21 protein-coding genes are annotated in these 25,614 nt (G+C 44.2%); 8 read left to right on the top strand and 13 right to left on the bottom strand.

Annotation, left to right across the window (positions count from 1 at the left end):
• Genes BLW31_RS07320 through BLW31_RS07310 form a run of 3 tightly spaced genes read left to right on the top strand, consistent with a single transcriptional unit; the run spans window position 1 to window position 4,590 of the window.
• A complete protein-coding gene (locus BLW31_RS07320; RefSeq protein ID WP_010537444.1) occupies window positions 1–1,716 on the top strand; it encodes a RagB/SusD family nutrient uptake outer membrane protein in 1,716 nt (571 codons plus the stop codon).
• A 31-nt stretch (window positions 1,717–1,747) separates the two neighbouring features.
• Window positions 1,748–3,172, top strand: a complete 1,425-nt coding sequence (locus tag BLW31_RS07315; protein WP_010537445.1) for an Ig-like domain-containing protein — start codon at window positions 1,748–1,750, stop codon at window positions 3,170–3,172.
• Window positions 3,173–3,201: 29 nt separating this feature from the next.
• Entirely contained in the window at window positions 3,202–4,590 is a 1,389-nt protein-coding gene (locus tag BLW31_RS07310; RefSeq protein ID WP_010537446.1) for an alginate lyase family protein, read from the top strand.
• 74 nt (window positions 4,591–4,664) lie between these two features.
• Here the strand turns inward: BLW31_RS07310 and BLW31_RS07305 are convergent, their stop codons facing one another.
• Window positions 4,665–5,933: an ATP-binding protein gene (locus BLW31_RS07305; RefSeq protein ID WP_010537447.1), complete on the bottom strand. Its 1,269-nt coding sequence runs from the start codon at window positions 5,931–5,933 to the stop codon at window positions 4,665–4,667.
• 342 nt (window positions 5,934–6,275) lie between these two features.
• Here BLW31_RS07305 and BLW31_RS07300 point away from each other — a divergent pair, with 342 nt between their 5' ends.
• The gene (locus BLW31_RS07300) at window positions 6,276–7,928 is read left to right on the top strand and encodes a glycoside hydrolase family 43 protein (RefSeq protein ID WP_010537448.1); all 1,653 of its coding nucleotides are present in this window, start codon (window positions 6,276–6,278) and stop codon (window positions 7,926–7,928) included.
• 46 nt (window positions 7,929–7,974) lie between these two features.
• Window positions 7,975–9,195: a glycoside hydrolase family 88 protein gene (locus tag BLW31_RS07295; RefSeq protein ID WP_010537449.1), complete on the top strand. Its 1,221-nt coding sequence runs from the start codon at window positions 7,975–7,977 to the stop codon at window positions 9,193–9,195.
• 69 nt (window positions 9,196–9,264) lie between these two features.
• On the opposite strand, the gene BLW31_RS07290 is transcribed toward BLW31_RS07295, so the two are convergent.
• From BLW31_RS07290 to BLW31_RS07275, 4 genes are all read right to left on the bottom strand, one after another.
• Entirely contained in the window at window positions 9,265–9,741 is a 477-nt protein-coding gene (locus BLW31_RS07290) for a copper resistance protein NlpE (protein WP_010537450.1), read from the bottom strand.
• Between the two features lie 62 nt (window positions 9,742–9,803).
• Complete coding sequence (locus BLW31_RS07285; RefSeq protein ID WP_010537451.1) at window positions 9,804–11,093, bottom strand: hemolysin family protein; 1,290 nt, start codon at window positions 11,091–11,093, stop codon at window positions 9,804–9,806.
• A gap of 218 nt (window positions 11,094–11,311) precedes the next feature.
• Complete coding sequence (locus BLW31_RS07280) at window positions 11,312–12,097, bottom strand: M48 family metallopeptidase (protein WP_022302112.1); 786 nt, start codon at window positions 12,095–12,097, stop codon at window positions 11,312–11,314.
• Between the two features lie 36 nt (window positions 12,098–12,133).
• Window positions 12,134–14,512 carry a TonB-dependent receptor gene (locus BLW31_RS07275; RefSeq protein WP_029425464.1) on the bottom strand — a complete coding sequence of 793 codons (2,379 nt, stop codon included), beginning with the start codon at window positions 14,510–14,512 and terminating at the stop codon, window positions 12,134–12,136.
• 96 nt (window positions 14,513–14,608) lie between these two features.
• Here BLW31_RS07275 and BLW31_RS07270 point away from each other — a divergent pair, with 96 nt between their 5' ends.
• Window positions 14,609–15,043: a putative signal transducing protein gene (locus tag BLW31_RS07270; RefSeq protein WP_010537454.1), complete on the top strand. Its 435-nt coding sequence runs from the start codon at window positions 14,609–14,611 to the stop codon at window positions 15,041–15,043.
• Window positions 15,044–15,069: 26 nt separating this feature from the next.
• Window positions 15,070–15,888, top strand: coding sequence for an alpha/beta hydrolase (locus BLW31_RS07265; RefSeq protein ID WP_010537455.1), 819 nt, complete (start codon window positions 15,070–15,072; stop codon window positions 15,886–15,888).
• A 344-nt stretch (window positions 15,889–16,232) separates the two neighbouring features.
• Here the strand turns inward: BLW31_RS07265 and BLW31_RS07260 are convergent, their stop codons facing one another.
• Both BLW31_RS07260 and BLW31_RS07255 read right to left on the bottom strand, forming a co-directional pair.
• Complete coding sequence (locus tag BLW31_RS07260) at window positions 16,233–17,114, bottom strand: DUF4595 domain-containing protein (RefSeq protein ID WP_029425465.1); 882 nt, start codon at window positions 17,112–17,114, stop codon at window positions 16,233–16,235.
• A 6-nt stretch (window positions 17,115–17,120) separates the two neighbouring features.
• On the bottom strand, window positions 17,121–18,578 hold the full coding sequence (locus BLW31_RS07255; protein WP_010537457.1) for a S41 family peptidase: 1,458 nt from the start codon (window positions 18,576–18,578) through the stop codon (window positions 17,121–17,123).
• A 338-nt stretch (window positions 18,579–18,916) separates the two neighbouring features.
• On the opposite strand from BLW31_RS07255, the gene mnmA reads away from it, so the two are divergent.
• The gene (gene mnmA, locus BLW31_RS07250; protein WP_010537458.1) at window positions 18,917–19,984 is read left to right on the top strand and encodes a tRNA 2-thiouridine(34) synthase MnmA; all 1,068 of its coding nucleotides are present in this window, start codon (window positions 18,917–18,919) and stop codon (window positions 19,982–19,984) included.
• A gap of 36 nt (window positions 19,985–20,020) precedes the next feature.
• Here mnmA and BLW31_RS07245 read toward each other — a convergent pair whose 3' ends face one another.
• From BLW31_RS07245 to BLW31_RS07220, 6 genes are all read right to left on the bottom strand, one after another.
• Window positions 20,021–20,683, bottom strand: a complete 663-nt coding sequence (locus BLW31_RS07245) for a response regulator transcription factor (RefSeq protein WP_010537459.1) — start codon at window positions 20,681–20,683, stop codon at window positions 20,021–20,023.
• A gap of 87 nt (window positions 20,684–20,770) precedes the next feature.
• A complete protein-coding gene (locus BLW31_RS07240; protein ID WP_010537460.1) occupies window positions 20,771–21,361 on the bottom strand; it encodes a DUF4251 domain-containing protein in 591 nt (196 codons plus the stop codon).
• Between the two features lie 67 nt (window positions 21,362–21,428).
• Window positions 21,429–22,856, bottom strand: coding sequence for a Na+/H+ antiporter NhaC family protein (locus tag BLW31_RS07235; protein ID WP_010537461.1), 1,428 nt, complete (start codon window positions 22,854–22,856; stop codon window positions 21,429–21,431).
• Between the two features lie 94 nt (window positions 22,857–22,950).
• Window positions 22,951–23,823: a VIT1/CCC1 transporter family protein gene (locus BLW31_RS07230; protein ID WP_008760477.1), complete on the bottom strand. Its 873-nt coding sequence runs from the start codon at window positions 23,821–23,823 to the stop codon at window positions 22,951–22,953.
• A 121-nt stretch (window positions 23,824–23,944) separates the two neighbouring features.
• Window positions 23,945–24,379 (bottom strand): hypothetical protein, encoded by a 435-nt coding sequence (locus BLW31_RS07225; RefSeq protein WP_029425467.1) that lies wholly within the window; start codon window positions 24,377–24,379, stop codon window positions 23,945–23,947.
• 47 nt (window positions 24,380–24,426) lie between these two features.
• Complete coding sequence (locus tag BLW31_RS07220; RefSeq protein WP_008766719.1) at window positions 24,427–25,602, bottom strand: MFS transporter; 1,176 nt, start codon at window positions 25,600–25,602, stop codon at window positions 24,427–24,429.
• Between the last annotated feature and the right edge of the window lie 12 nt (window positions 25,603–25,614).

Genomic DNA, 25,614 nt, shown 5'->3' with positions numbered 1-25,614 from the left:
ATGAAATATACATTAAAAGCAATATTGATACTGATATTGGGATGTCTGACACATTCATGCCTTGATTTGGACCCGAAAGCCCAAATTGCTGATGGTAACTACTGGAACTCAGTCACAGATTATAAGTTGTTCGCTAATCAGTTTTATAGTTGGACTCGTGACTTTTCAAACAGCGTATATGATGCGCCTCATTCTGATAAACGTTCTGATCTTATTGTAGACAAAGGAGGGACGAATGTGTATAGTAATGGTACAAATAGTATTCCGGCTTCAGACAATAATTATACAGATAATTACAACCGTATCCGTCGTGCGAATATACTTTTACAGAAAGCCGAAACTTACGATAATCCGACTGATATCGCACAGTATGTGGGTGAAGCGAAATTTTTCCGTGCTTACTGCTATTTTGAGTTATTGCAACTCTATGGTGATGCTATCATCACTAAAACACCGTTGGATGTAACTGACCCGGAATTGAAAGCTTCTCGTAATGACCGTAGTGAAGTGGCGGACTTAATTATTCAAGATCTGAAGGATGCTGCCGGTTTGCTTTCTGCTACTTCCGCTGTAGAGAGTGGTCGGGTAGGTAGTGAAGGAGCTTGGGCATTTTTGTCAAGAGTAGCTTTATATGAAGGTACCTGGCAGAAATTCCGTGGGAATACGGTACGTGGAAAAGAGTTGCTGGATATTGCTGCCAATGCAGCTAAAGAAGTGATTAATAGTAAGAAATTCAGTTTGTATGCACCTGTTATTTTGGGTGATAGCGCACAGAAGTATATGTTTATTTTAGAGGATGTAAAATCTAATCCTGCCGGACTTCAAAAAAGCTCTAACACGGAATATATTTTCTCCCGTCGTCATGATGAAACACTGAATCCGATTAATAAGAATATCACGAAAGAATGTTTGGCAAATGCACAAATGATTTCTCACAAGTTTGCAGCATTGTATCTTTGCCAGGACGGACTTCCTATTGACAAGTCTCCTAATATGTTTATGGGATACGATAAAATAGAAAGCGAATATCTGAATCGCGACAATCGTATGATTTATACATTATGTAAGCCTTATGGCTATTTTTGGAGCAATGAAAACTCTCGTGTCAATTGGACAGGTGATGCAGCAGATAGAGCATCGGCTTCCATTAAAGGATTGATTCCGACCAGTGGTAGTGGTTATAACAATCAGAAGTGGGCTACTGAACGTGCTGTGAATACAAATTATGAAGGCTATGATTATCCTATCATCCGCTATGCGGAAGTGCTGCTGAACTATGCCGAGGCGGTGTTTGAGCGTGATGAGACCATCTCTGATGAAGATTTGAATATTTCTTTGAATTTGGTTCGCAATCGTATCAACACTCAGATGCCAAAGTTAACAAATAGTTTTGCTCAAACCTACGGATTAGATATGCGTACTGAAATCCGTCGGGAACGTACAGTCGAACTCTTTAACGAGGGATTCCGCATTGACGATTTGAAGCGTTGGAAGACAGCTGAAACAGAAATGCCGCAGAATATTTTGGGTATCAAGTGGACAGGTACGGAGTATCAGACCAGATGGCCGAATGCTTCTTATTCTAAGAATAGTGATGGATTCCTGATCATAGAAAGCGGGCGTAAATGGGAGGATAAACATTATTTGTATCCATTGCCTACAGACCAATTACAGCTTAATCCGAATTTGAAACAGAATCCTGGTTGGGGAGAATAACAGATCGTTTTATTCATTAAAAATAACAGGTATGAAAAATAGATATTCAATATATAAAAACTTGTATGGTGCGTCTGCTTGCCTGCTTACTGCTTGCATGGTATTGACTGCATGTGACAAGGAGAAAGAGTTTACTCCTGCCATGTCTGAAGCGAAATTGATAAACTCCATTACTTTTGATGTGAGTGCGACATTGCCGTTGGCTATTGGCATGGATTCTACCATTGTCTATTCCGTAGAAGCTCCGGATGATTTGGAAGACCGTACAATTGTATGGAAATCAACGGATGAGAGTATTGCACGTGTGTCACAGGATGGGACTATAACCGGTGTGGCAGAAGGTACGGCTGTTATCAGTGCCACTCCTCCGATTGGCTTTGGGGCAACCGCTTCGGTAAAAGTGGAAATTGTTCCCGAGATTATAAAAGCTACCAGTCTGACACTCACAAATCCACGGGAAGGAGAAGTGATTTACGAAACGGACAAAATCCAGTTTGAAGCGCAAGTATTACCGGCTGACCACACATACTCTTATCTGACATGGAAGAGCAGTGACGAAAACATAGCTACTGTTTCTTCGCAAGGGTTGGTGAACTGTCTGAAGGCCGGAGAAGTGACAATTTCTGCTTTGACACATGACCATAGTGGTGTATATGGCTCCTATGTCTTGAAAGTTGTTGAATATATTCCGGTGGAACATGTTGCTATTGAACCCTATACTGATATGATTTGTGTTTCTATGGGAGATATAGCTCTGGATGTTACTTATACACCGGCTGATGCGACATTGGGTTCTGTTGACTGGGTGTCAAGTGATGAAAATGTAGCAACGGTGGATTTGGGTATTGTTACACCGAAAGGCTTCGGTACAACAGTGATTACGGCCACTTGCAGGGCTACGGGTGAAACAGCCTCTACCACAATTTCTGTAGAAAGCGGTTGGTGGATTTGGGATACACGGAATGAGTTTGGTGAGTGGACCGTACAGGGACAAGCTACTAATGGTCCTAAGATTGAACGTAAAGATGGCAAGTTGGTCGTAACATTAGGGAGCGGATCAAAGAGACGTGCTGACTTGAGACTTCCGGTGAATGATAAGAATCCATTGTATCTGGATATAGCTACTTATCCGGTATTTGCAATGCGTTGTGATATACCTAAGGGGGGGGCAAATACTTTGGATGCGGTTGCTTTGTCAGGAGTAAATATTGGTGGACCTAAATGTAATGATGGTATTACACTGGCTGATGGGACCCGATTGATTTATTATGACATAGCGGCGTTGAATAAGTATGATTTAGGTGTGATAGGATTCAAGACTTTTCAGATAAAAGTTGCAGATATTCCTGAAGCCAATGTAACTTCGGATACTTATAATGTGTATTGGGTCCGTACCTTCAAGAGTGTAGCAGAAATGGAAAACTTTGCTGAGGCGGAAGTTGCAGCAGGTAAGTAGTTGAATAATAACCAAAAATGAAAATAACGATGAAAAAGAATTTAATATTTGTACTTGGACTTTTACTGGTAATGGGCTTTACTGCCTGTTCCAGTGAAATAGAAGACGGAACGACAGATATAGATAGCTGGCCTATGCCTTATGAAGAGGTGAAAGGAGAATATACATATCAACACCCTTGTGCGATGTTTAATGATGCGGATTTTACTCGTGTCAAGACGATGCTGGACGATGGTACGGCACCGCAGGCTGTGAAAGAGGAATTTGAGATATTGAAAAATAGTGCATATACTTCTCTTTCTTATAGTGCTAGTCCTACAGAATGGATTGTGAGGGGTGACCCTACCGGTACCGGCGAAAGCAGTGAGAACTATGCGAATGCCATGCGTGATGCAGCAGCTGCCTATCAATTAGCTTTATTGTGGAAACTAACAGGCAACAAAGAGTATGCAGCGACCTCTGTTAAAGTAATGAATGACTGGGCTGATAAATGTAAGGGAATCAAATCAAATGATGCCAATCAGATGCTGGCTGCTGGTGCACAGGGATATACTTTTGCTAATGCTGCCGAGATTATGCAGACTTATGACGGTTGGGCGGATAAGGATAAAACTGATTTCAAGAAATGGATAGTAGATGTGTTTGCCGCAAAGAACATTGAATTTATGAAAGGACATGGAGGCCAGTGTAGTGACCACTATTGGTCAAACTGGGATTTGGTAAATATGTGTTCTTATATGGCTATTGGCATCTTGACTGAAAATGATGACATGGTGAACTATGTGGTGAATTATTTCTATAATGGTGTAGGTAATGGTTATATAGGTAAGTTGATTCAGGGAACATTTACAGATCCTTTGGGTAGCGGTGAAGAGATTGCTCAGAATCAGGAAAGTGGTCGTGACCAGGGACATGCTATGATGTCTGTAGCCGTTACTGCAAATCTTTGTCAGATGGCTTATACCTTTTATCAATGTAATCCTACCACTCCGCAACTTGATTTTTTTGCTGCCGATAATAATGCCATGATGAAGATGGGTGAATATACGGCACTCTTCAATCTGCGTGATGGAGCTGATCAGAAAAATGCAAATGGGGCATGGCTGTTGACAAAACAACAAATGCCTTTTAATCCATATAAGTATTGCATTGATTGTGCATGTTCCGATAAGAATCATGGTACTACTCATACGTCAGTAGCGGATGATACGGGACGTGGAAGTCTTCGTCCGGGATGGGAAATTTATTACAATCACTATGCGAAGATTAAGAAAGTAAGTAGTGGGTATAAGTATGCCAAACAAGCCGCTGACAAAATGCGTCCCGAGGCAGGTGCAGATGGAAGTAGCCGTTATGGAACTAACAGTGGAGCTTTTGACCAGCTAGGTTGGGGAACACTGATGCTATATAGAGAATAATCTTAGGATTTACGAGTTACTTAGAAAAAGGTGGTCTCCACTCTCAGGAGGGCACCTTTTTCTAAGTAACTCGATCATTTTATAATTGTTTCATTTAACAGCCACTTCCAAACAGGGATAACTTCTATGTTTATGCCCTTTTCATGAGCAATAGTACGCTCTTCATCTTTGGTAATGATATACATTTGTTCCATTGGAAAAACTGTATTGAGTTTGATTAATGCTTCAGTTTCCCGCTGATAGGTATTTTCGTCCATTAAAGAGTAACTGACCTGATATGCAGTCTTTTGCTCCGGAATAATGAAGTCTACTTCAATATTCTGGTTATAGAAATAGACCTCATTTCCGTATTTTTTATAGAGTTGTATAGCCACTATGTTTTCCAGTAGACTGGTATTAGCATCGGTCAGGAATATGTGAAGCAATCCGTTATCAATGAAATAATATTTCATATTCGAATTACGTTCAGCAAACTTCGCTGCATAGTTCTCTAACGGAAAAAGTAGGCATGATTCCTTTAAATATTTTATGAAATCGATAATTGTCGCTTTACTAATCTTTATTCCCGCAGTGCTAATCAAATTGGCTAATCTTGTATGTGATACGGGCTGTTTGACACCTTCTGCCAATCGTTTGACCAGCAATCCCATAGCTTCTTCGTTTCTTATTTTATTGCGTACGATTAAATCACTGAAAAATATTTTGCTGTATACGTCATTTAGCCAAGCTCTTTTTGCAATAATATCCACCAATTCAGGAAATCCGCCGAATGAAAAATAATCATTGAATAGCTTACTTACCTCCGCACTTTGTTTTCCGTACATCCAGTTGGTAGCCAAAGTGATATTTTTAGCTTTTAAATATTCGAAGAAAGAATAGGGGTATACATCAGCGTTCCAATAACGTCCTCCCAAGGTTGTTGCGATTTCACGACTTAACATTTTGGCATTGCTTCCGGTGATATAGACATTATATTTTTGATTGGCTAATCGCCGGGCGAAATTCTCCCATCCTTCTATGTTCTGTATTTCGTCGAAAAAGAGTATAGGACGAAGATTAAACATGCTGGCATAGGCTTGTAGAATGAGGTCGAAATCATGAGTGGTGAACTGGCGCAAACGTTCGTCATCGAAGTTAATGTATACCATTTCTTCAATACTATGCCCTTCTTCTATTAACTGCTGGATACGTTGATATAGTAGATAGGACTTTCCTGCTTGTCTGATACCGACAAATACATAATTTCCATTCTTCTCAAAAAAGAAAGGACGTTTTATCAAAGGTATTTCATTTACGAATTCCTGTCCCTCAATAATGATCTTGCGGATGATTTCTCTTTCCATATATAATTGCTGTTTTGATGGAATTATAACTGTACAAAGATAATTAATAGTTTTCTATAGAAGACGATTTTTGAAAAGAATCGTTCTCTATAGAAAACTATTTTCTTTAAAAAGAGTAAATGTGTGATGGATGAATCATCGATAAATAGGAAAATATTCATGGGAGAGTTAGGTAATTACCTAACTCTCTTCGTATATATAAGCAAATAGGTCAGTAAATAGATTGTTGAAATAAGATAATGAATTCAGTTTTCGGAGCGGTTAGCTTTTTATAAAGGTGAAAAGAGCCTGTTTTTAGGAATAACATTTAGTTTTTTTGAATGAATTGATTAGTTAGGTAATATGCGTAAAAAGACTCTGTTTATAGCAGGAATGATGGCTTGCTGTTTTGTGGCAAGTGCACAGGAAATTTCTAGGACCTGGGTGGCTGACAAGGGCGACGGCACTTATCAGAACCCGGTTCTTTATGCCGATTATTCCGATCCGGATGTGTGCGCGGCGGGAGATGACTTCTATATGACAGCTTCCAGCTTTAACTGCATCCCGGGACTTCCTATACTTCACTCCAATGATCTGGTAAACTGGTCACTTGTGAATTACGCCCTGCCGGTTCAGGAACCGCAAGAGTTCTTTGATAAAGCGCAGCATGGCAAAGGAGTATGGGCACCGGCAATCCGTTTTCATAACGGAGAATTCTATATTTATTGGGGTGATCCGGATTACGGCATCTATCTGATAAAAGCAAAAGATCCGGAAGGGGAATGGACTAAACCGGTATTGGTAAAGGCGGGGAAAGGAATGATTGATCCGACTCCTCTTTGGGATGAAGACGGGAAAGTATATCTGATACATGCCTACGCGGGAAGCCGTAGTGGAGTGAACAGTATTCTGGTCATCTGCGAACTGAATGCCGAAGGAACAGAAGTGATTTCTGACCCGGTGATGGTGTTCGATGGAAACGACGGTAAGAATCATACGGTAGAAGGTCCGAAACTTTATAAGCGGAACGGATACTATTATATATTTGCTCCTGCCGGCGGAGTTGCTACCGGCTGGCAGTTGGTGCTTCGTTCCAGAAATATCTATGGTCCTTACGAGTCAAAGATTGTAATGGCACAGGGAAAGACGACGGTCAACGGTCCTCATCAGGGAGGTTGGGTAGATACGAATACAGGGGAATCCTGGTTTGTACATTTCCAGGATCAGGGTGCTTATGGACGTGTTATTCACCTGAATCCGATGAAGTGGATCAATGACTGGCCTGTCATCGGAGCCGATAAGGACATGGATGGCTGTGGAGAACCTGTAACTACTTATAAGAAACCGAATGTAGGAAGAACATATCCGGTAGCGACCCCTCCGGAGAGCGATGAATTCAATACCCGCCATCTGGGGTTGCAATGGCAATGGCATGCCAATAAGAAAGATACTTATGGCTTTACCACCGACTTGGGGTATATCCGGCTATACGCAGGCAGCCTTTCCAAAGAATTCGTAAACTTCTGGGAAGTCCCCAATCTGTTGATGCAGAAGTTTCCGGCGGAGGAGTTTACAGCTACTGCCAAGCTGACGTTTACAGCTAAGCAGGATGGGGAACAGGCAGGTATCATCGTGATGGGATGGGATTATAGTTATTTGTCTGTCCGTAAGGCCGGCGATAAATTTATCCTGCAGCAAGCCGTATGCAAAGATGCGGAACAACAGAATCCCGAACAAGTAAAAGAACTGGCGAGCTTTCCGGTAGAATATCTGAAGATGCCGGGTGTTGCCGATAATGAATGGAAGACCGTTTATCTGAGGGTGAAAGTAACCAAAGGGGCCGTTTGTACCTTTGCTTATAGCCTGAACGGAAAGAAATATACCACAGTAGGCGATGCTTTCACAGCCCGGCAGGGAAAATGGATTGGAGCCAAGGTCGGATTGTTCTGTGTCACTCCTAATGACGGAAACAGAGGCTGGGCAGATGTCGACTGGTTCCGGATGACGAACGAATAAATGAGAATAGAAAATAAGAACTAACACGAAGATATAAGAACGAAAAATGAAGAAGATTGTAGCAGGGTTGGTTGTAGTGCTAGGCTTTTGTGCTTGTGCCCATCGGACTTCCGGTACTTTGGATGTGAATAAGGCTTTAGGCTATTGCGCAGAACAGACCCAACGTACATTGGTCGAACTGAAAGGAGATTCAGGGATAGACTATACGATGATGCCGCGTAACATCATGGCGGATGAGCATCATTGGAACTGTCGGAAAGCAACGAAGGAAGAATGGTGTGCCGGTTTCTGGCCCGGTGTCTTGTGGTATGACTACGAGTACACACAAGATAAGCACATTCTGGAAGAAGCCGAGAAATTCACCGCTTCACTGGAATTCCTTTCCCGTATTCCGGCTTATGACCATGATTTGGGATTTCTCGTTTTCTGCAGCTATGGCAACGGATATCGTCTGACCAAGAATCCCGCTTATAAACAGGTAATTCTGGATACGGCTGACTCATTGGCTACTTTATTTAATCCGGTAGTCGGCACCATGCTGTCATGGCCTCGCGAAGTGGAACCGCGCAACTGGCCCCACAATACTATCATGGACAATATGATCAACCTTGAAATGCTTTTTTGGGCATCCAAGAACGGGGGCAATCCTTACCTGTATGATATTGCGGTATCCCACGCCGATAAGACTATGAAATGCCAGTTCCGACCGGATTATACCTCCTATCACGTAGCGGTATACGATACCATTACAGGAAATCTGATCAAGGGAGTCACCCATCAGGGATATGCAGACAGCACCATGTGGGCACGCGGACAGGCATGGGCTGTTTATGGCTATACGGTAGTCTACCGTGAAACCAAAGATCCTAAATATCTGGACTTTGCACAGAAAGTGACGGATGTCTATCTGGAACGCCTGCCGGAGGATAAGATACCCTATTGGGACTTCAGCGCACCGGGGATTCCGGATGCTCCCCGCGACGCTTCGGCAGCTTCGGTAGTTGCTTCCGCATTGCTCGAACTATCCACCTATCTTCCGAACGGTAAAGGAAAAAGATATAAAGATGCCGCCATAGAAATGCTGGCAAGCTTAAGCTCTGACCGTTATCAGAGTGGTAAGAGCAATCCCGCTTTCCTGCTTCATAGCACGGGACACTGGCCGGCGCATTCGGAAATAGATGCTTCTATTATTTATGCGGATTATTATTATATCGAAGCGTTGCTTCGTCTGAAACGCCTGCAGGAAGGGAAAGGAGTGCTGGGATAGAAATAAAGATGCTCTGCGAAGACCGGTCATTCGCAGAGCATTTTATTTACTGGTTAGGGTTTAGGTTATTTATTTCTTTACCTTGATGATATCATAATTCAGATCGCTGACAGCTTCCTGCAAACTATCGTTTACCAGACGCAGGGTAGTGTCATTGACGATTACGAAGTACATTGGAGCTTCGCCGTCATTCGGAGTCAGCTTAACAGCCTTGGTAGGTTTTTTGTTCACTACTTTTTGGACAGTCTGTTGTTTTCCTTTCGAAGAGAAGGTTTTGTTCTTACCCTGACCTTCTGCATCGAGGTAAGTCATATCCAGAGTATACGTGGTATCTACACCATCAGTTGCAGCATTCAGTGTTAATACGTAGTCGATACCCGGGCCGTCGGCTGCAGGAAGTGTTCCTTCATAAACTTCGGTCACTTCTGTGATCGGAGCCATTTCTATGGAAAGACTGTCTGCTTCTGCCTCTGCGGCTTTGTTGGCTTTTGATTGGCAAGATGCCAAAGCAGCTACGACTGCTGCTAACATAATTACTTTTTTCATCGTTAAGTGCTTTAAGTTAATATAAATATAGTGAGCTAATATTGCTCGGGTTATTATTTTCTTTATGCTTCTTCGTCCCGTTTGATGACCAGCAGTTTGTCTACTCGTCCACGGTCCATGTCCACCACTTCGAACTGCAGGTTCTTGTAGGTGAAGATATCTCCGGCTTTCGGGATACCGCCCAACAGGAACATTGCCAATCCTCCGAGGGTAGTGAAGTCTTCGTCTTCCAGATCTTCATAAGATAAGATTCCCATCTCTTCCATAAAGTCCTTGATGTTCATCGAGGCTTCTACGAGCATCGAACCATCCTGCCTTCTGACGATATCTTCTTCTTCCATTTCATCCTCTTCAAGGATGTCTCCGAAGATACTTTCGGTCAAGTCGTGCAGGGTGATGATACCCTCTGTACTACCATACTCGTTAACAACAACTCCGAACTTGTTTTTGTTCTTCTTGAATAGCTCTAATATTTTATTTGCATATAAACTTTCCGGAATAAACAGTGGCGGACGGGCTATTTCACGCAGGTTGAACTCCTTTTTGTTGCCTACCATCAGAATAATATCTTTTACGGATACCACACCGATAATCTCATCTTTTCGCTCGTCTACCAACAGATATTTGCTGTAGTGTTCCTCTTCGATGGTCTTCATCACCTTGTCTTTCGTATCGTCGGGATGGAAGATGACAAGATCTCTGCGATGCGTCATCAGTTCGTTGGCGCGTTTGTCCGAGAAGCGGAATACGTCACGCAGCATTTCCGTTTCTTCTTTGTCGATCACTCCCTGTTCCGAACTTTGGTGGAGAATCATCTTGATTTCTTCCTGTGTCATCGGGCGTTCTTCATTCTTCACGCCGATGATTCTGTTCAGCAGACGAGTGGAGATACTAAGCAGCCAGACGAACGGGTAGGAAACTTTCGTCAATAAAATCATAATCGGACTGAACAGAGTTGCGTACCGTTCCGGATTGCTGAGGGCAATGGATTTGGGTACCAGCTCGCCGATGATAAGAGAGAGGTAGGTGATGATTACTACTGTGGTAATCATTGCCAGATTGCGGGCATAGGCTTCTGCTCCCGGTATGAGAGAGAAGAACGGAACAAGATCGTCTGCGATGGCAACCCCACCATAGGCACCGGATACGATACCGATAAGGGTGATACCGATTTGGATAGTGGACAAGAACTTTTCCGGTTCTTCCAATTGTTTCAGTACTCCACGTGCAGATTTATTGCCTTTTCCGGCGAGAGTTTCAAGACGTGCTTTGCTGGAAGATACCAGCGCAATTTCGTACATGGCAAAGATGCCATTCAGTACAAGTAAGAAAAGTATAATAAGAAATTCCATAAATGGATTAAAATGATTATTGCTTCGAAATTACATGAAATCACGACGTCATGCAAATATGTACTGTATATTAATGATTTTTTAATAAACAATTGGTGCGGAATAGTAATGTATGCTTTGAAATGAAGGGTGTTTAATAAGCAAAGAACATATTCCGGGATTGCAAAGTAAATGCTCCCGGAATATGTTCTTTAGTTATTTCTGATTTTGAGTCTTTCTTATTGTTTGTATTTATCAGCCAGTTCTTTAGCACGGGCTACACGTTTGGCTGTGTCGGGGTGTGAAGAAAACATTCTCTGCATGTAGGAAGATGCGGGAGCTCCGTTGGACAATTCGAGAAGTTTATTCAGTGATTTGTACATGCCATAAGGGTCGATGTTGTTTTTTACGCAGAACTCTACCCCATAGGCATCGGCTTCGTACTCTTGTTTTTGTGAGTATTGCGCACCGGCAAGTGCTTCTGCCATTGCTCCCAGTTCAGAGTCGGTCAGTTTGGCGATTTGGCTGCTGGCTGCTCCTGCCGCATTCTTTACTGCCGAGCGGAGATAGGCATTCTTCATGGCATCTTTAGAATCGGTATGGATAACGTGTCCGATTTCATGACCGATGACTGCCATTACTTCCTCGTCGTTCATGACGTCCATCAGTCCGGCACAGATACGCACACTGCCGTCGCCGCAGGCGAAAGCGTTTACGTCCACTACTTCATATACGCCAAAGTTTACTTTCATGCCATCCACTTCTTTGATGTTGCCGGTCAGTCTTTCCAGACGTTTTCCGTATTCGCTGTCCGGTTTGGCCAGTGGATTATGCTTGTCCATCCATTCCATGTATTCTTTGCTCATGGCAGCGATGTCGGCATCCGATAAGGTGATTGCCTGCACGGCATCCTTGCCTGCTTGAAGAGCTTTTCCTACATTGAATTTTTTTCCGAATTGTGCCGAAGCGTTGAAACAGCTCATGCCCAGAAATAACAGGGCCACTAATGCAATTTGTTTTTTCATCATAGTGAATTTTAGTTCGTTATTATTATAATAGTGTTAGTATTCAAATGTAATTCCTAAAGTCGGCAGCAGTGTACCGCTTTCCTGTTTGACGGACTTCATGACATACCGCTGCTCGGCTATGGGTGCGTCCGGATTCTTAATTACCCCTGTGCTCATCAATACATCCGCCTGTTTCAGTTTGCTGCCTGCAATATTCTGCAAATCGATATAGAAGCCCAGCATACAGCGTTTCAGGTAAAATGTTTTATCTATGCGTATATCTACCTGAGTAAAGGCCGGAAGCCGTTCTTCGTTATATCGGGTATAGTCGTAATACGGTTTTCCCTGAGCGTTCCAGGCTGTTACCAGAGAGGATTTGTCGGCATCATAAGGAGTGTAGGGAGCACCGCCTATGCAGCTGACTTTCATCCCGACGCTCCAATGTCGGGGGAGGTTATAAGTACCCCGTAAGTTGAAGATGAAGCGGTTGTCCCATGCGGAGGCGATATATTCGCTTTCTTTATTGTTACGGTATTCGCTTTTAAAGAGCGTGAAGGAGGAGGCCAGATTCAGCTTCTTGGCAATCAGCCATTTGAGGAGAAGCTCTGCTCCGTATGAGCGTCCCTGTGCGGTGGAAGTCAGCAGTTCGTTGCCTATCACTCCGTAATCGTTTCCTTTGCAGGTCAGCGGAATGCCGTCGGCTACGGAAAGGGGGATTTTGTCGTAGTCTTTGTAGAACCCTTCGAGGGATACTTCGAAGGTATCACCTTTTCGCCAGTTGATGCCTATGCTTCCCTGACTGACTTGCATATAGCGGAGCGCATATTTGTTGGCATAGAGTCCGTTATTGTTTTTAAAGCCGAGAGCGGTGTAGGGAGGCAGCTGGTAGTAAAGTCCCGCATTTCCGCTTAGCGACCAGTGTTCCGTCAGTTGATAGGAAAGCGACAGGCGGGGAGAGAGCTGATCGGTCATATCCTTCATGGCTGCCGAGTAATTATTGGCATCGGCACGCAGACCGAGCGAAGCCGTAAAGCGTTCGTCTATCGAAGTATAGTTGATCGTTCCGAAAAGTCCCCAGCGCATGATGTCCAGATAGGTGTGATAGTCAAATGTCTGCGCATGGTCGGTGTACACCTTTTGGAAAGTGGTGTTGCTATATTGGCTATAGTCCAGATTGGCTCCGACAGTCACTTTCCAGTTGCGGAAAGAAGAGCTGTTTTCCAGACGGAACTGAGTGTTCTGCTCCGTAGAACGGAGACGGAGCGTGAGGTTGTCCGGATTACTTTCGTCGTTCTGCCGGTATTTGGTGTTCCGGTTGTTCAGATAACTGTGGCTGGCGATGACCGACTGTACGTGTGCCCCTGCATAATGCCGGTATACAGCGCCAAGTGTGAATGTCTCTTGCTGAATCTTAGGCAGGTAACTGAGTATATATTCATTATCTTCATCGTCGGCTTTGGTGTTTAACTTCATTTTGTCAATGCCGCCCAGTCCCAGTACGGTCAATTCGTTTTGTGCGTCGAACCTTGTTTTCAGCTTAAACTGTGCATCCGTAAAGGTGGGCAGGAAGGGCAGACCGAGCATGTCAAACAGAAATTGCAGATAGGACTGACGGACGGAAACCAGATAGGAAGTCTTTTTACCCAGATGTCCGTTGGAAGCCAAAGATACTTCGGAAGCTCCGAGAGTGGCTTTCACGGAATTGCGTTCCATGTCTCCGTCACGCAATTTGAAGTCGAGCACAGAGCTGAGCGCATTTCCTTTATCCGTCGGAAAAGCTCCGGTATAGAAGTTCACTTCACGTATCAGATCGGCATTGAGAATACCTACCGGACCGCCCGATGCTCCTTGTGTACTGAAATGGTTGATATTGGGAATCTCTACTCCGTCCAGGTAAAAGCGGTTTTCGGAAGGTGATCCGCCGCGTACAATCAGGTCGTTGCGGTATCCTATCGGCGAAAAGGCGACTCCCGGATAAGACTGTACGATGCGTGAAATGTCCCGATTGGCTCCCGGACTCTTTTCTATCTCCTGCAATCCGATGATACGCAGGCTGACCGGACTTTCAATGTCGCGGCGAAAGGGGGAGGCGGTAATGGTTACTCCTTCAAGCTCCGTCTGGTTCTCTTCCATTTCTATCTGTATGTGCAGATCTCTGGTCGATAGAATATATTCGGGGGTAGTGACGGTTTTGTATCCGATAGCTGATGCTTGCAGGCGGTAGATGCCGGGAGGAACCTGTTCTATCGAAAACTTTCCTTCCGCATCCGTCACTCCTCCTTTGTTTAGTCCGACAATCATTACATTGATAAATTCCAGAGGCTGGCGGCTGGATTTGTCAATGACTGTACCTTTCACTTGATGGACAGGCTGTGCCCATAGGAAGGAGATTGTTATATGGCAAAGTAGCAGAACTGACAGGAGTCTTTTCATGTTATTGTAGTTTAGTAACTGCAAAGTTAATGGAAAATAGTTTCACATTTCATTTTTATATTTTATTTTTGCGGGAACAATCAAATTAGGTTGAATATGAAAACCGTAAAACTGATAACCTGTAATGACGCAATGGAGGCACACATCCTGCAGGGAGCGTTAGAGAATGAAGGTATTGAATCTGTTCTGCACAATGAGAACTTCTCGTTTCTGTATAGAAGTTATGTGAGCAGCATCGCAGGAGTGGATATCTTGGTGGTAGATGAAGATTATGACAAAGCTGTCCGGGTGCTGAAACAGAATCAGAGCTGGCCCGAAGAACTGACTCTCTGCCCGTGTTGTGGATCATCTGACATTAAACTGGTGTTGAGAAAAGGAAAGAAACTGCGTGCGATAGGTGCGGCTGTGCTTTCTATGCTGGCTGCGGCGCCTCCGGGAAGCAACCACTGGGAATATACCTGCAAACAGTGTCATAAGACTTTTGATAAGCCTGTTTCTGAATTTCAGCCTTCGGAAGACGACGAAGAATGATCTGACTAAACATATTTATAAACACAATGAAAAAGAATAGACTTCTATTAATTGCTCTTTTGTTAGTTTGGCTGGCACCTTCTTTTGCAGCCAGAGTAGATACTTTATTAGTGAAAAGCCCTTCCATGAATAAGGAAATAAAGGTGGTGGTAGTAACTCCTGATGCAGCCCTGGGAAAGAAAGCTGTATCATGTCCTGCTGTGTACCTGTTGCATGGTTTTGGCGGTCATGCCAAGACATGGATTGAAATCAAACCCAATCTGCCTCAGATAGCGGATGAGAAAGGCATCATTTTTGTTTGTCCGGACGGAAGTACCAGCTGGTACTGGGATAGTCCGAAAGATCCGTCTTTCCGGTATGAAACGTTTGTTTCATCGGAACTGGTGAAGTACATAGACGGACATTACAAGACAATCGCCGACCGTAAAGGACGTGCCATTACAGGGTTGAGTATGGGTGGACATGGCGGCTTGTGGACGGCTATCCGTCATAAAGATACTTTTGGCGCTTGTGGAAGCACAAGTGGCGGTGTGGATATTCGCCCGTTCCCGAAGAACTGGGATATGGCAAAACGCTTGGGAGACTATGAATCTAACAAGGAAATATGGGATACACATACTGTTATCAACCAGATTGATAAAATACAGAATGGAGATCTGGCGATTATCTTTGATTGTGGCGAAGCAGACTTTTTCATTCAGGTGAATAAGGATTTGCACAACCGCTTGTTAGAAAAGAAAATCGACCATGACTTTATCACTCGTCCCGGAGGGCATACCGGAGAGTATTGGAATAACTCTATCGATTACCAGATTTTGTTCTTTGATAAGTTCTTCAAGAAATAAAACGGGAAAAGCTTGACTTTAGCATCCGGATGTCGTATCTTTGGATGCATAATCATATAGTAGATTGAAATTAAACTACGATAGAAGGAGGAAGTGGGAACTTTCTCCTTTTTTTGTGTTTAGTCGGGGGGAAAAATGACTTTACCTCGGCTTTGGGTTGACTTTTGCCTGCTTTCTGATGAAAATTAGATGCTTTGTCAAGCAAGATTAGATGCTTTGTCAGGTGAAAACAGATGCTTTGTTAAGTGAAAACCGATGCTTTGTTACGGCAAATGTGCCTTTCGTTCACGAAAAGGGGAACCGTGAGTTAAGAATCTGTAATTCTGCTCTTGACAAAAACGGGGTTATTCGATGGAAATATTGATGGTACGGTTTATATAATTCATGCTTTTACCGTTACCATATTTAGTCTGGATATGTAAGCCGGTAGGTTTGTTTTTCTTGTCAAAGCTATATGAATATTCGGTTCTTTCGGTGTAGGTATCATCCGTCTGGTCAGGATAGGAGGCAACGGTGAGATGCTGTGTCGGTTTGCCCAGTATCCCTGCAAACATCGCTTCACGATGAAAGGAGAGAGGATAAGTATCTGCCAGTACCGGACAGGGCAGGCGATAATAATTAATATCCTTTCCGGGTTCATAATGGGTTTGCAGCTCTCCGTACCCGGTGAATGATTCGTTGGTCAGCGAAGGACAAGTTGCAGAGACCAGGTCTCCTTGCTCGTATTTCAGTGAAAGGGTTTGTGTAGTGGCTGCTTCGCTGCTTCCTTCTTTGGGCAGGGTTTCCTTTACCAGTGTCAGATAACCGTCTGTATAGGAAAAGGTATATTCTCTCTTCTGACCGAACGAAGTGTATTCACACTGTGTAGCGTATCCTTGTTCGTTTAAAGTATATTTGCGTTGGATGCCCGTTTCGTCGGTAAGGGTGACACTGCCTCTGTTATTCTCGTATCGAACTGCTATCGGGTTAGTGATGGTTTCCGTCAGGTCGGCAATAGAAACCTCCTGTGAATAGATATAATCCGTCAGCCAATTCTCTTGATAAGAGAACTCTTCTCTTTTCGTAACGTCAGATACTCCTATTCCGTCAGACTTGCAGAATTCAGTTAACAGCATTCTGCTCATTGCAGGAGTCGGGATTTCAATTTCTGTCCATGCCTTTTCTTCATCATCCGAGCAACCGAATATGACTGTCATCATGCAGACTAAGAGGAGTATCTTTCTCATTACCGCTTATTTAATCCGTAATCCTCCGGCAAACCGTCTGCTGGCAGGACTACTGACATTCTTTTCTATCTTGAAGCTCTTCGTGCTTGGAGTTTCTTCTTCTTTATCTTCGTCTTTCGGCGGATAAGTTCCTTCCAGCGTCTGAATGGCTATGCTTAGCATTCTCTCTTGGGGATCACCGAAAGGAAGAAACTGGCTGTAGTTGGTCGTTCCGTCAATGGACGTTTCACTTATCTTGAATTGATCGCTCGGAGTAAGAATGAATGGTTCTTCGCCTGCGACGTGATCTGAATTGTAGACGGTACATACCACAGGATTGACAGACCAACGGTAAGTCTCATTGATGAACTGTTCGGTGGCTACAGTTTGTCCTTTACTTGCGCTGCCCATCACAATGATGTTAGGGTACTGGTCCTTTTTGTATAGACTGGTCAGCAGCATTTCCGCTGCTCCGGCTGTTGTGCCGCTGGTAATCACTATCAATACGTTCTGGTTCAGGTTGGTACCGGTTTTCAATACTTCCTGATCAAAATCGATGGTAGTGCTCTTGTCTATGTTTTTGTCATTGTACTCCAGGTAAGCCATAGGGGTACCCATTCTTGCATTCGGAACGAGGATGGTAGCTAATAACTGAACACAATCCAGAGATCCTCCCGCATTGTAGCGAAGGTCGAGTATGGTGGCCTTTACATTGGCTTCTTTAAATTTGGTAGAGACTTCGCGTAGTTTGTCGTTGTACTTTTCCGGATCGGCGCTAGTGCCGGCAGTGAAACTGTTGTACATCAGATAGCCTACTTTGGTACCATCATTTAAGGTCAGAATTTCGTATTTATGTACTGGCTGGTCTTCGATAGACTGGACTGCTCCCAAATCCAGCGTAATGCCGTTCGGTACTACTTTGTATACCATTACCGGCTCTTCCGGAACTTCTTCTCCTTCTTCGGGCTCTACTTCAACTTCCTTCCATATCCCCATAGAAAGCTCTCTCGCTATCGTGCCTTGCAGCAGTTGTGTTTCATACTTCTTACTGATGTAGGAAGTATCTACTTTCATAATCCAGTCGCCACGTTGAAGACCGGCCTTTGCTGCGGGCGATTCGGGGATAACATAGGTAATCAGGGCATTGTATGCCGTATCGTTATCTTGGCTTTTTACAAGTGAATAGTCGAATCCATAGGTTGGCAATGGAGCTTCCATCACAGAGTCTACAAAAGAATAGCTGTCTTGGTCCCATTTCGCTTTGGATAGAAAGGAAGCGGGGTCCAGAAATAGATTAACGTCATTGTAGGAAGGCATATTCTGATACCACAGATAGTTCTCTTGCATAATGTCATACATCCAGCTATCCAGTTCGGTCAGGTGGGCATATTCCGGCCAGCGGTCTACACCACAAGAAAAGAAACTGCTGACAGATACGACGATCAGAGCAGGTATGAGTAGTATTTTACGTAAATTCGTCATCATAAAAAGCTTTTCAGTGTGCAAATGTAGGAAATACTTTGCTTATCTACCACATTTATGGTATAAAAATGCCTTCAATATGTGATAGGCTGTTAGCAAATCCCGCCTTATCTTTGCAACATCGGAAATGAATGACAGGTATTAATATAATAGAGAGAGAATAAAGAGAATAATTAGAATCCGAAGAGAGTGATATAGAGTTAATGATTTTTGGATGGACCACAACCTGACTTTGACAAAGATTTGATGAAACAGATTTGCCTGTGTGCTAATTTGTCGATGATTATGATCATAATACATTGGCATATTAGCACTTCTTTGGTGTTAAATGAATAATTATGATGAATATAGCTGCATTATTATCCGGAGGTGTCGATAGCTCTGTCGTCGTTCACCTTCTTTGTGAGCAAGGATACCGTCCGACTCTTTTCTATATCAAGATAGGTATGGATGGAGCGGAGTATATGGATTGCTCGGCTGAAGAAGATATTGAAATGTCTGCCGCCATTGCCCGTAAGTATGGCTTGTCGTTGGAAGTGGTTGATTTGCATAAAGAGTACTGGGAGAACGTGGCTGCTTATGCGATTGATAAAATCAGAAAAGGACTGACGCCGAACCCGGACGTGATGTGCAACAAACTCATCAAGTTCGGTTGTTTTGAGCAGCGTGTCGGAAAGGATTTCGATTTTACAGCGACAGGGCATTATGCCACTACCGTCCAGCGGGACGGTAAGACCTGGCTGGGGACAGCTAAAGACCCTGTTAAAGACCAGACAGATTTCCTTGCACAGATAGACTATCTGCAAGTATCCAAACTGATGTTTCCTGTTGGCGGGCTGATGAAGCAGGAAGTACGCGAGATTGCACGCAATACAGGACTGCCCAGTGCCCGGAGAAAGGATAGTCAGGGGATTTGCTTTTTGGGGAAGATTAACTATAATGATTTCGTGCGTCGCTTTTTGGGAGAACAGGAAGGGGCGATTATAGAACTGGAGACCGGAAAGAGAGTGGGCACACATCGCGGCTACTGGTTTCATACGATCGGGCAGCGGAAAGGTCTTGGACTGAGTGGCGGTCCCTGGTTTGTGATAAAGAAGGATGTGCAGGAAAATATCATCTATGTCTCTCATGGATATGGAGTAGAGACGCAGTTTGGGCATGAATTCCGGATCAATGATTTCCACTTTATTACGGATAATCCGTGGAAAGATGCGGGAAAGGAGGTTGATATTACGTTCAAGATTCGTCACACTCCCGAATTTACAAGGGGAAGGCTGATTCAGGAAGAGGGCAATCGGTTCCGTATCTTGTCTTCCGAGAAGTTGCAGGGCATTGCGCCCGGTCAGTTCGGGGTCGTTTATGATCAGGAAGCGGGAGTTTGTGTGGGAAGTGGTGAGATTGTCCGTTAGCAGCTTTCCGCCGGGATCGATCTTTAGCCGGCTGTCTCAAATATAATATTCCGCCAAGTCGACAATCCCTGCACGCATCGCATACTTGGTAGCCTCGTGTACATTGTTGACTCCCAGCTTCCGGAAGATATTCTTTCGGTGGCTGTTTATCGTATGGAAACTGAGATTCTTTTCTGCGGCTATTTCTTTGGTTGTCTTTCCCAACGCGATCTCTTTGAGGATGTTTTTCTCTGTTTGTGTCAGCAGATGATCTTCTGTGGTGGCAGGGGATGGGGCAGAAGGGACCGATCCCGAAAGCAGCAGATTGCTGACATGATTGCAGATATACCGCTGTTTGCGTGAAGTGCATTGCAGGGCGGTCATGATCTCTTCTTTCGAATTGTCCTTCATGACTACTCCGAAAGCCATACTGCTGAACAATACCTGCCGGAGAAAATGAATGCTCAACTCATCGGAAAACAGAATCCAGTCGGCTTCTTTGAATCGCTCCTGCAAGACAATCAGTTCGTCTGCTCCGGCGAAATCAAATAAAGTATAATCCAGAATAACCACCGCTTGCGGATACAGACGCAGTTGCTGAATCAGCTCAGCCTTGTTGTCGGCTTCTAAAAGAACAGATACATCCTTTTGGCGGCTTAGCAGAAACATCATTCCTGCTTTACTGATATCCTGGTTGTCTGCGATGATATATTCCCTCATAAGAATTGATAAATTAAAAACTCCGCTACAAATGTACGCATTTTGCGCGATTTGTAGCGGAGTTGCTATCATATTCTTCTGTTCGGATTACCAGGCGCGTCCTTTGAAGATGTTGGATTGATCCAGTGGGACGATGTTACCGTTCAATGTCAGGTTGTTGTTATTGAAGTTCGGGCTGATTGATACCGAAGCATTGTTGTTACCGCTGCTCATGTTGATAAATACCTGAGCTGAGATACCGATACCCTGTACACTGAATGAGCAGTTTACATTTCCTTTCTTATCGATGTTCATCTTCATGTCCGAAGAGTTACCGTCTACAGTCACACCGCCGATACCGTTAGGGCCGGGATAAGGAGTGTTGAAAGCTGTCTGTACAGTGGCTCTGTTTCCGTTCATCAGGACGAAGTTAGTGTTGGAAGTCACGAAAGCACTCATACCGTTACGGAAGATTACCTGATTGGCTTCCAGAACAAACTGTTTGTTTTTCAAAGCCTGAACAGCCTGCTGGTAAGCTGCCATGTCCTGTACTTGTTCTTCTGCGCGAAGTTTTGCTCTTTCTGCGTCTCTTTCTGCTTTTCTGTCTGCGCGGCGGATGGCTGCGTTACTTTCCTGTGCATACATCATTGTGCTCGCACTTACTAAAACTAATGCTAATAATGCAATAAACTTTTTCATAACTTTTTTTTGTTTAGGTTTAATACGTTGTTCGTTTATTGCAAAAACAAAGTGTATGCCAGATTGTTCACGAGCGTTTTACAATTTTATATCCGATGGCTGCCACGGCAATACTCATTAAAGGACTGATAATGTTGAAAAAGCAATAGGGGAGGTACACCAGCGTAGGCACGCTCAGAATAGTGGCTTGTGTCATCCCGCAGGTATTCCACGGAATCAGTACGGATGTAATGGTTACTGAATCCTCGGTGGTCCGGCTGAGCAGGCAACTTTCGTAACCTTTTTTAGCATAAATATCGCGAAACATATTCCCGGTCAGGATAATGCTGATATATTGATCGGCAGTTGCCAGGTTGAGGAAAAGCCCGGAACAAACCGTAGCCGATACGACGCTGACCGTTTTCTTCATGAAGCGTACGAAGAGCGATGTGATGCTTCCCAGCATACCGCTGGCAGTCATAGCTCCGCCGAAACACATCGCACATAAAATCAGCCAGATTGTATTCATCATTCCCGACATACCACGGGTGGCAATTAAATCTGTCAAAACGGCATTGTCGGTCTGCAGGCTTGTCTTGCCGTAGATGGTCATCATCAGTCCTTTAAACAGGGAGTCGAAGTTGGAAACGGCAGCCCCCGAAATTTCCCGCAACAAATCCGGTTGGAAGATCAGAGCGAAAATGCCCGCCAATAGAGTGGACAGAAACAGGGTAATGATGGAAGGCACTTTCCGTGCAATCAATATGCCTGTTGCTATCGGTATAATCAGCAGCCACGGGGTGATATGGAACTTTTCGTTCAGGGCAGCTGCCACTTCCGCGATGTGCTGGGTGTTGCTGGCGTCATGAGACAGACCTGCTACCGTAAATATAATCAGTGTAATGATCAGTGAGGGCACCGTAGTAATCATCATATAGCGGATATGACGGAAGAGGGGCGTGTCCGTGACGGATGCCGCCAATATGGTCGTTTCGGACAAGGGAGAAACCTTATCGCCGAAATAGGCACCGGAGATGATAGCTCCCGCAATCCAGCCTTCTTCAAATCCCTGTGCCTTTCCGATGCCCATGAGGGCAATACCGATGGTGGCGATCGTTGTCCATGAACTTCCGGTCATAACGGAGATCAATACGCAAATAATACAGGCGGATGTCAGGAAGAAACTGGGATGGATAATCTGCATTCCGTAATAAATCAAAGTGGGCACTACTCCGCTAATCATCCAGATACCGCTTAATGCGCCGATAATCAGTAAGATGATGATGGCTGTTGTCACTCCTGCCACATTGTTCGTGATTGCCAGTTCGTAGTCTTTCCAGGGGATTTTGTAGAAAGCCATGCCGATAAGGATACAAATGGAGGTGGTAGTAAGCAGCGATACCTGACTTCCACCATTGAGGGCATCACTGCCAAATACACGAATGGTGGCGAATAGTAATATCACTAATACGACAATGGGCAATAGTGATACGAGGGGAGATGGAGCTTTCTTCATTCTAAATATAACGCTTTATTATTTAATCTGGTGGTTTAGGTTTCTTTATTATGTAACTACCGGACCTTCAATGATGTCGGATGCTTTATTGATTTCAGGCATCGATTCCGGTAAATGTCTTTAGAGCGTATCCTATCAGGAAACTGATACCTGCCACACTGAAACTGAGTACAGCCATTTCCGTAAACCTCTTTCGGAAGCTTTCTCCACGGGCTACGGAATAATAGTAGTTGAAAAGGGCAATGATGATAAGTGCCATGGTCAGCATCACTCCCAAAGCTACGATTACATTGCTGATCAGTATAAACGGAGTAACCAGTGACACTACCGTGATCAGATAGGCGATTCCTGTATATACAGCAGCTTTTACCGGATGTTTCTTATCATCCCCTTCCGATTTGGTAGAAAGATATTCGGAAGATGCCATTGACAGTGCAGCGGCTATCCCTGTGATACTGCCGGTCAGTGCTATCAGTTTACTGTCACTCAAGGCAAGTGTGAAACCTGCCAGTGCACCTGTAAACTCAACCAGCGCATCATTAAGTCCTAGTACGACCGATCCCATATATTCCAGCCGTTCTTCATTGATAAGTGAAATCAACTTCTGTTCGTGCACTTCTTCTTCATGTGCCAGACGTTGCAGGTCTGGTATATGGGCATATTTATCATAATTATTATGGGCATTTTCCTCACTGGACTCCATTAATTTGATGGCGAATGTGATACCTAGTATGCGTGCCAGAAAGTAGAAACGGGCGATACGCTTATAGTCCGGACCGATTTCTTTTCCTGTATATTTCTTGAGGATAGCGTAATGCGACTTTTCTTCTGCTGCTATCAGTCGGAGCGTTTTGCGGTTATTCTCGTCTTTTTCGATAGATGCGAGCCGTTCATATAAGATGCTTTCTGTTATCTCGTTTCGTTGAAAGCGGGTGAATTCGGCAATATCCTGTTGGGTTGGAATCATTTCTTTATTTTTTTGGTCGCGCAAAGATACAATAAAAAGACAGAATTCTTTTTACCTTGCCGGACAGCACAATAAAATTTATTATAAGTTTATATTTTATTGGAATATAGATGCTCTCCTGTTACACCGGATTCGTCTTGCGCCTCAGCCACCAGTAACGGATGAAGAGTACGCCGGTCAGGATCAGTGCGATGGACAGTCCTGTGTAGAAGACAGATATAAAACTTTCGGGCAACAGGTGGAAGCTGCGGATGGTGATGCCAAGGCAGATCATAAAGATCATGACGATCCAGCTTTTGACATCGAAGAAGGAGAAAGGGCAGCTCTTCTGTTCCTTTTTCCGTTCGATCCTTTGGGTATGCTTGTAATAGAGTCTTTTGAAGATTAATACGAAGAACAGCAGAAAGACGATGGTTGCTTCTCCTATCTTGAACATCCAGCCTTCGGAGTTATTAAGCCATGTAACGATGCCTATTCGCAAGATATTGGCACCGGCGATAATCCAGACGGTGCCTGCTGTGATAAGTAAGATTTCTTTGTTAACTCCGTATTTCATGTTTCCCTTTTTTTGTATTAAACGGTTTACTGCTCCGTTTTGTTGACTCACTTCTTCGACAAAGTTGTAATTAGTAAAGAAATGCAGGTCAGTGTAGCTCCAATTCCGATAACACCATGCCATCCGTACAATTGCCAGAATGTACCCGCGAGGAAGGTTCCCAGGGAACCGCCGACGAAGTAGGTCGTCATGAAAATTGTATTGATGCGGTTGGAGGCCCGGGGTGACAGTTCGAAGATACTGGTCTGATTACTGAGCTGGATACACTGCATACCTATGTCGATGATGATAATTCCCAGAATGATACCAAGGTAGGTGTTTTCTCCGACGAAGAAGAGTAGCCATGAAAAGAGGATCAGCCCGCAACCGATGAAGTTGAAGCGGCGGACACCCACTCTCTTTACGTATTTCCCCACAAAGGAGGCGGTTAATGCTCCCGCCACACCGCATAATCCCAGCAAACCGATGATGTCGCTGTTGGCATGAAAGGGGGCTTGCCCCATCTTGAAGGCAAGGCAGGACCACATGGCAAGAAGGGAACCGAAGTTTAACGCCGCACGGATGGAATAAATACGTAGCTGCGGAAACTCTTTCACCAAAGCCAGCAGGGATTTCATCAGGTCGCCGTACTTGCCCCGGAAGTTGGTCTGAATATCGGGAAGGACTTTGAGCACGACAATCGCGCAGACGAACATCATGGCTGCGGCGATGTAATACATTTCGCGCCATCCGAACAGTTCGCCGACGAATCCGCTGACCACCCGTGAAGCAAGGATTCCGGTCAGCAAGCCCGATAGGACGATCCCGACATTCCTGCCTTTGTTTTCCGGACGGGAGAACTGGGCGGCTATGGGAATGAATATCTGCGGAATCATGGAGCAGGCTCCCGTGAAGAACGAAGCAAGGAGTATCAGATGGATATTATCTGCCAAAGCAATCGTCAGCAGGGAGAATATCAGGACAAAGAAATTGACAAGGATAATCTTTTTCCGCTGATACAAATCACCTAAGGGAGTGATAAACAAGAGTCCCGCTGCATAGCCTATCTGTGTGACCATGGCAATCAGGTTGGTACGGAATTCTGATATGCCAAGTTCATGGCGTATCATATTTAGCAGCGGTTGGATATAATAGATGTTGGCTACCGAGACTCCTGCCACAATGGCGAGCGTCCACAGGATGGATGCCGGCAGCCCTCCGTTTTCTTTCAATGACTGTTTCATGCCGCAAAGATA

This window comes from Bacteroides faecis MAJ27 (assembly GCF_900106755.1).
GTDB lineage: Bacteria > Bacteroidota > Bacteroidia > Bacteroidales > Bacteroidaceae > Bacteroides > Bacteroides faecis.
This window is presented reverse-complemented; position numbering and strand designations above follow the sequence as displayed.

Excerpts from the sequence above, each read along its gene's own strand:
- BLW31_RS07300 (WP_010537448.1), top strand. The coding sequence starts at position 6,276 with ATGCGTAAAAAGACTCTGTTTATAGCAGGAATGATGGCTTGCTGTTTT.
- BLW31_RS07275 (WP_029425464.1), bottom strand. The coding sequence starts at position 14,512 with ATGAAAAGACTCCTGTCAGTTCTGCTACTTTGCCATATAACAATCTCC.
- BLW31_RS07280 (WP_022302112.1), bottom strand. The coding sequence starts at position 12,097 with ATGAAAAAACAAATTGCATTAGTGGCCCTGTTATTTCTGGGCATGAGC.
- BLW31_RS07255 (WP_010537457.1), bottom strand. The coding sequence starts at position 18,578 with ATGATGACGAATTTACGTAAAATACTACTCATACCTGCTCTGATCGTC.
- BLW31_RS07285 (WP_010537451.1), bottom strand. The coding sequence starts at position 11,093 with ATGGAATTTCTTATTATACTTTTCTTACTTGTACTGAATGGCATCTTT.
- BLW31_RS07305 (WP_010537447.1), bottom strand. The coding sequence starts at position 5,933 with ATGGAAAGAGAAATCATCCGCAAGATCATTATTGAGGGACAGGAATTC.
- BLW31_RS07270 (WP_010537454.1), top strand. The coding sequence starts at position 14,609 with ATGAAAACCGTAAAACTGATAACCTGTAATGACGCAATGGAGGCACAC.
- BLW31_RS07245 (WP_010537459.1), bottom strand. The coding sequence starts at position 20,683 with ATGAGGGAATATATCATCGCAGACAACCAGGATATCAGTAAAGCAGGA.
- BLW31_RS07265 (WP_010537455.1), top strand. The coding sequence starts at position 15,070 with ATGAAAAAGAATAGACTTCTATTAATTGCTCTTTTGTTAGTTTGGCTG.
- BLW31_RS07295 (WP_010537449.1), top strand. The coding sequence starts at position 7,975 with ATGAAGAAGATTGTAGCAGGGTTGGTTGTAGTGCTAGGCTTTTGTGCT.
- mnmA (WP_010537458.1), top strand. The coding sequence starts at position 18,917 with ATGAATATAGCTGCATTATTATCCGGAGGTGTCGATAGCTCTGTCGTC.
- BLW31_RS07220 (WP_008766719.1), bottom strand. The coding sequence starts at position 25,602 with ATGAAACAGTCATTGAAAGAAAACGGAGGGCTGCCGGCATCCATCCTG.
- BLW31_RS07230 (WP_008760477.1), bottom strand. The coding sequence starts at position 23,823 with ATGATTCCAACCCAACAGGATATTGCCGAATTCACCCGCTTTCAACGA.
- BLW31_RS07240 (WP_010537460.1), bottom strand. The coding sequence starts at position 21,361 with ATGAAAAAGTTTATTGCATTATTAGCATTAGTTTTAGTAAGTGCGAGC.
- BLW31_RS07320 (WP_010537444.1), top strand. The coding sequence starts at position 1 with ATGAAATATACATTAAAAGCAATATTGATACTGATATTGGGATGTCTG.
- BLW31_RS07310 (WP_010537446.1), top strand. The coding sequence starts at position 3,202 with ATGAAAAAGAATTTAATATTTGTACTTGGACTTTTACTGGTAATGGGC.
- BLW31_RS07260 (WP_029425465.1), bottom strand. The coding sequence starts at position 17,114 with ATGAGAAAGATACTCCTCTTAGTCTGCATGATGACAGTCATATTCGGT.
- BLW31_RS07315 (WP_010537445.1), top strand. The coding sequence starts at position 1,748 with ATGAAAAATAGATATTCAATATATAAAAACTTGTATGGTGCGTCTGCT.
- BLW31_RS07235 (WP_010537461.1), bottom strand. The coding sequence starts at position 22,856 with ATGAAGAAAGCTCCATCTCCCCTCGTATCACTATTGCCCATTGTCGTA.
- BLW31_RS07225 (WP_029425467.1), bottom strand. The coding sequence starts at position 24,379 with ATGAAATACGGAGTTAACAAAGAAATCTTACTTATCACAGCAGGCACC.
- BLW31_RS07290 (WP_010537450.1), bottom strand. The coding sequence starts at position 9,741 with ATGAAAAAAGTAATTATGTTAGCAGCAGTCGTAGCTGCTTTGGCATCT.